Source organism: Bradyrhizobium sp. 142 (genome assembly GCF_023074015.1).
Taxonomy (GTDB): domain Bacteria; phylum Pseudomonadota; class Alphaproteobacteria; order Rhizobiales; family Xanthobacteraceae; genus Bradyrhizobium.
In genome coordinates, this window is record NZ_JADPKQ010000477.1 from 1 (window position 1) to 5,338 (window position 5,338).

Annotated in this window: 4 protein-coding genes; 2 read left to right on the forward strand and 2 right to left on the reverse strand. The window is 59.5% G+C overall.

The genetic code is table 11. The features are described 5' to 3' along the window. Positions 1–200: hypothetical protein (locus tag IVA82_RS43215; protein ID WP_247387823.1), on the forward strand; the 200-nt coding region annotated here is incomplete at its 5' end. After that, positions 161–544: a transposase gene (locus IVA82_RS43220; protein ID WP_249815747.1), complete on the forward strand. Its 384-nt coding sequence runs from the start codon at positions 161–163 to the stop codon at positions 542–544. The genes IVA82_RS43215 and IVA82_RS43220, both read left to right, overlap by 40 nt. 217 nt (positions 545–761) lie before the next feature. Here IVA82_RS43220 and IVA82_RS43225 read toward each other — a convergent pair whose 3' ends face one another. Both IVA82_RS43225 and IVA82_RS43230 read right to left on the reverse strand, forming a co-directional pair. After that, the gene (locus IVA82_RS43225) at positions 762–1,067 is read right to left on the reverse strand and encodes a muconolactone Delta-isomerase family protein (protein WP_247387821.1); all 306 of its coding nucleotides are present in this window, start codon (positions 1,065–1,067) and stop codon (positions 762–764) included. A 23-nt stretch (positions 1,068–1,090) separates the two neighbouring features. Then, on the reverse strand, positions 1,091–4,459 hold the full coding sequence (locus tag IVA82_RS43230) for an adenylate/guanylate cyclase domain-containing protein (protein ID WP_247387819.1): 3,369 nt from the start codon (positions 4,457–4,459) through the stop codon (positions 1,091–1,093). Between the last annotated feature and the right edge of the window lie 879 nt (positions 4,460–5,338).

Genomic DNA, 5,338 nt, shown 5'->3' on the forward strand with positions numbered 1-5,338 from the left:
AACGGCGCCATCAAGCTCGTGCGCCGCCCTGGTCGTCATCGACCGGATCACGCGGTCTCCATGCGCCGGTCAGCGTGGTCGCCTTCACCGGTATGCGCAATCTTCTGGACGGGACTGGTTTCCGTCGCCTCTTCGGCGGCGCTTGCGTGGCTGTGGCGGCATGGGCTTGGGTGGCTGGCGCCGGCTGGAGGTTCTTGTAGGGCCCTCGGGACGTCGCGTGCGTTCCGATGCTGAGCGAGCTCGGATCGTCGCCGAGAGTCTGCTACCGAGTGCCCAGGTGTCCGAGGTGGCGCGCAAGCACGGAGTGACGCGCTGGCAGATCTACGATTGGCGACGGCGGTTTCGACAGCGGGGCATGTTGGCGCCGTGCGAGGCGTCGCAGCCGGCATTCGCGCCGCTGGTCGTGAAAGGTGCGTTGGAGGAGCGTCCGGTTCCGGCGATCAAGCTTGAGATCGCGATCGGCGATATCGTGCTGCGGACGGATACGGCCATTGATGCCGAACAGCTGTCCCGGGTGATCCGCGCAGTGCGAGCGTCAGGATGATCGCGGCCGGTGCGATCTGAAGATTTACATCGCGACGCGGCCGATCGACTTCCGCTGTGGCCACGATGGACTTGCGGCGAAGGTGCAGGAGATGCTTCGCCCCGACCCGTTCAGCGGTGCAGCCTTCGTGTTCCGATCGAAACGAGCGGACCGGATCAAGATTTTGGTCTGGGATCGAACAGGCCTGGTGTTAGTCCACTGTATGAAAGGCTGAGCGTTACACCTTCCAGCGCTTCCTCACATCGTCAGCGAAACCTTCATACTCGCGGATAGGAAGTATTTGCTCGAACTCAAGATAATGCGCCATTGGAAGGGTGCCCATGAAAATCCGGTCCATCTCGTCATGGGACTCGACGTCAACGATAGCTAATATACGGCGTTGTCCAGCGACCTTCCATAGGTTGACAATTTTGCCCACGCCCTTGGCGCCTATCGCGGCTTCTGTTTCCTTCTCCCAGACATCCCACATCGCCTCAAATGACAAATTCTTAGGATCGATGAGTACGTTCACGAAAAACAGCATGCTATCCTCCCGCCACTTTTAGCTCATGACGCTTCGAGTTCTTTCAAGGCGGCGCGGGCGTCTTGAAGGTCGACTTCGTTGAAACCTTCAGTAAACCAGCCATAGAGGGGGGTGAGCAAATTCCGGGCCTCGGCCGTCCTGGCGTGGCGATGCCAAAGGCGCGCGAGACTCGTTGCCGCACGCAGCTCGAACAGCTTCGCCTCCTGGCGCCGCGCAATGGTGAGTGCCTGAAGATAAGCCGACTCGGCTCTGTCCGGATCATTGCTCGTGCTTGCTAGCAAGTCGCCCCGAATGCGATGGGTCTCAGCCTCATAATGGCGCTCGCCGCCGCGGGCTATCTGTTCGAGTACCTGTGCAAGCACGTCGAACGCTTCGTCAATCGCTCCGGTCCGAACTAGGGCTTGCGCCAGTGCCGTCATGGCATGCGGAACCTGGACTTCGGATCCGGTCGCGCGATAAGCAGCGATGGACTCCCGCAGCAAAGAAATCGCCTCGGCGGACTTCCCGTCCTCGAGCAGGACCCAGCCGTGGAAGAAACGTGCATAAAGGAGCCAGAATACGATGCTCTGTTCGGTGGCATAGGCGACCGCCTCCTCGATAGCGTGGCGCAAGCCCTCGGTGTCGCGCAGATACTGGAGCGTCGTCAGAGTCATTGAGCGAGCGTAGGCGCGGCTGAAATGATGGCTCGTGCGTTGCGCCTCAGCCAGAGCCTCGAGCCGCCAGCGCCGCGCCTGGTCGGGATAGCCAAGAGCCGCCGTCGCTTGGGCGGTTATTACGCAGCTCGACATGCGGTGATCTTGGCCGTAAACGAGGGCCAGATGACGATGGTGCGTAGGATCGAACAGGCTACGGACGCTATCGCAATGCGCCGCCGATTTCTTGAACTGGCCGCAATAGTGCGCGTTGAGGCCAGTGAGCCGGTGAGATTCGAGGATCGCCCCTTCCTCGCACTGCGCCTCGGCCTGACGCAACATTTCTTCAGAGAGTTCGAGCGCTCGATCGAGTTCACTACGGACCATGTGGTAAGTCGACACGCCACAACGCGCCTGGAAGATGTGTACGCTTTCGCCGGCGGTTTCGCACAGCCGGTGTGCTGTCTCGTAGACCTCGCGAGCTTCGGGCGCTGCGTAGCCTTTTGTATACATCAACGGCGTAGCAAGCAGGTTCAGCAACATGAGTTCCTGCTCTGCAGGCTTCGCCGAAGGTGGAAGTTCGCGCACCATTGCCAAGCCATTCCGCAGATGCCCGACGGCCTCAAGATAGGCTGAGTTCTCCATGGCGCGCCTGCCCGCCTTGGCCCAATAGAGGACGGCCGGCTTTGCCATCCCAGCAGCCGTGCAGTGGTGTGCTACCAGCTCGGGCTCGCTCTCCAATACCTGCGGGAACCGTTCTTCAAAAGTTTTTGCAATCTTGGTGTGGAGTTGTTGTCGTCTGCTCTTGAGCAAGGATTCGTAGGCGGCATCTTGCACCAGCGCGTGCTTGAATGCGTATGTTGTCTCGAGTGGAGTACCTCGCCGGTAGATTAGCTCTGACCGGGTTAGCTGATCGAGCGCGTCGAGAAGCTCCTTGTCTGGCAGCGGCGAAATCGCCGAGATAAGTTCATAGGAGAACTCGCGCCCCAATGCGGCTCCAATCTGCGCTGTTTCCTTGACCGGCGCTAAGCGATCGAGCCGGGCCATTAAGGAATCGTGCAACGTCGCCGGGATCGCGAGCGGTGGCAGTGGTCCTTCCACTTCGTAGTGGTCACCTTTGTCGACGAGCAGGCCGGATTCGAGCACCGTCTTGGTCAACTCCTCGACAAAAAGCGGTACACCATCGGTCTTTGCGACGATCTGCGCTAATACTTGTGGCGGCAGCGGCTTCCCAGCGGTGAGCTGCTCGACAATCGCCGTTCCGTACCGGCGGGCAAGTCGGTTGATGAAATGAGTCGTGACACAAGCATAACTGCCCCAGCTCGGTTTGAACTCAGGCCGGTAGGTGATTACAACTAGAACGCGCGCGCGCTGCACATTTTCGATTATGCCAGTAAGTGCTTCTATGCTGGTAGGATCACTCCAGTGCGCATCCTCAAATACCAATAGCGTCGGCAGGCGGGAAGAAACTTTGACGATCGATCTTGCAACCGCCTCGATGAGCTTCTCCTTCTGCCGCAGAGGGCTTATTTCAAGCGCAGGGTAACGGCCGGAGGTTGGAATCGACAGCATGCCGCCGAATAGGCGTAACTCCTCTTCGGTGATGCCCATCGGCGCAAACATCTCTTCCAACTTATCCAACTTAGCATCCGTGGTATCGTCGCGCCCGATGTGGGCGACGCGCTCCATCTGATCGATAAACGGATACAGGGCAGTATTCGCGAAGTAAGGCGAGCATTGATAGCGCAGACGTGTCCGTGGCTCGGCCGCGAGCCGTTCGTGCAGCGCCTGAGTCATGCGCGACTTTCCCATCCCAGGCTCGCCGCAGAGCAGCACCACCTGCCCCTCCCCATCCATCGCCTGCTGCCACTTCTCCAACAACATCGAAATCTCGACGTCACGGCCGACAAGTGGGGTGAGCACCGCTGCACGCGTCGCCTCGAAGCGACTATCCGCGGGCTTCTCGCACAATACTTGGCGCGCCCGCACCGGGTGGGCGAAGCCCTTCAGCTCGTGCGCGCCGAGATCGGTGTATTCGAACAATTCGCCTAGCAGGCGATGCGTCGCTGGCGCAATAACGACCGCGTTCGGCTCCGCGACAGCTTGAAGCCGCGCCGCGAGATTAGGCGTCTCCCCTACAACGGCTTGCTCTTGCGCCATGCCTTCGCCAAGGAGTTCGCCCACGACCACAAGGCCGGATGCGATTCCAACCCGGATCTTCGGGTTGAAATCGATCTCAGCACGAAGTTTAAAAGGCACTTCGACCAGACGGAGGCCCGCTCGGACAGCCCGTTCGGCGTCGTCTTCATTTGCCCGGGGATAGCCGAAGTAAACGAGCACGCCGTCGCCCATGTATTTGGCTATGAAACCGCCGAAACGACTGACTACGTCTGCGCACCACTTTTGATAGGCATCAATCACCTCCCGCAGTTCCTCAGGATCGAGGCGCGTCGATAGCGAGGTCGACCCGACCAAATCGCAAAACATAACCGTCAAATGCCTTCGCTCGGGCCCAACGTGCACCAACGATGCAGCGGCCTGGCGGTCCGCGGCCAATGCTGGAGAAGTTGACAGGCACGCCGTGTTTCGCGCTGATAAGGCTTTTTTGAGCCTCTTACAGTGGCCCAGCGAGACGCCGAGTCCCTTCAACTCCTCATCAGTAAGATCTTGAAGTATATCCAGGTCGAGGTCACTAGCTGCGAATGGCTCCGCTAGGGCGCCCAGCCCCTGTTCCTCCAACCACTGTGTCATTTCGTTCATCTGTCGAGGCGCTACCGCCTAGTCATACTATGCGAGCCCCGCCGTCAGAACGGCAGCAACGACGATGCAAAAGGTGCGTGAATATGCCACTGTTCCCTCCGTTAATTGGGACCGAGAACTAATTGCGACTAGGAGGCTATGCCTCGCCGAACGTTGGAGCAAGGTTAAAGAATTTCGACCTTCCGGAATAACGTCTTGCACGGAGTCAATTAGTTCGTGTCAGGAAGTGGCAGTAGAGCAGATCCATTTTCGGGCTGCTTCACTGTAGGTTGGACATGAGGCGCATCGCTGCGGGCGGTAATGGCATGCCTGTCATGAACACTAGCCCCTCCTCGCGCCCCTGGCAGGGTGGCCCATGACATCCAGACGGACGCTCGTTGGCGCCCCGTCGTATTCACATGATCTAACGGGCCGAGACGGGCCAAGCGTACCAATTGGCGTGCCTGATCCGTTTGGATGGAAAAGCCCGTGCGATTTGGCTTGCCACCGCGAAAACAGCCACCGCTTTTCGGCGATTCCAACGCGACGCAAGCCGGAACATTGAGTCAGGTTGACGTATACTTCTGGCCAAAGCTTCATCCAAGCTGATCGCTGTGAGAAGCCTCCCGAACCACCGAGCTTTGACCTATGGATGTCCGCTGCTGTGAAGGGTTTCGGATGCCGGCCCCATGACGGTGGGGCGGTGCGCACGGGGCCGGCGTCCGCAAGCCTCCAAGGGAGGAGCTATGGGGCGGCGGCGAGGATATTGCATCCATCGTTGCTGATGTGAACCGATGGAGGGCCCCATGCAGAAATTGAACGATCTGAGCCGATCCCCGAGCCCCCTCGACCCGGACGGCACGCTGATCGCCGTTATCGAACTGAGCCTGTCGAGCTGGC

Excerpts from the sequence above, each read along its gene's own strand:
- IVA82_RS43220 (WP_249815747.1), top strand. The coding sequence starts at position 161 with ATGGGCTTGGGTGGCTGGCGCCGGCTGGAGGTTCTTGTAGGGCCCTCG.
- IVA82_RS43225 (WP_247387821.1), bottom strand. The coding sequence starts at position 1,067 with ATGCTGTTTTTCGTGAACGTACTCATCGATCCTAAGAATTTGTCATTT.
- IVA82_RS43230 (WP_247387819.1), bottom strand. The coding sequence starts at position 4,459 with ATGAACGAAATGACACAGTGGTTGGAGGAACAGGGGCTGGGCGCCCTA.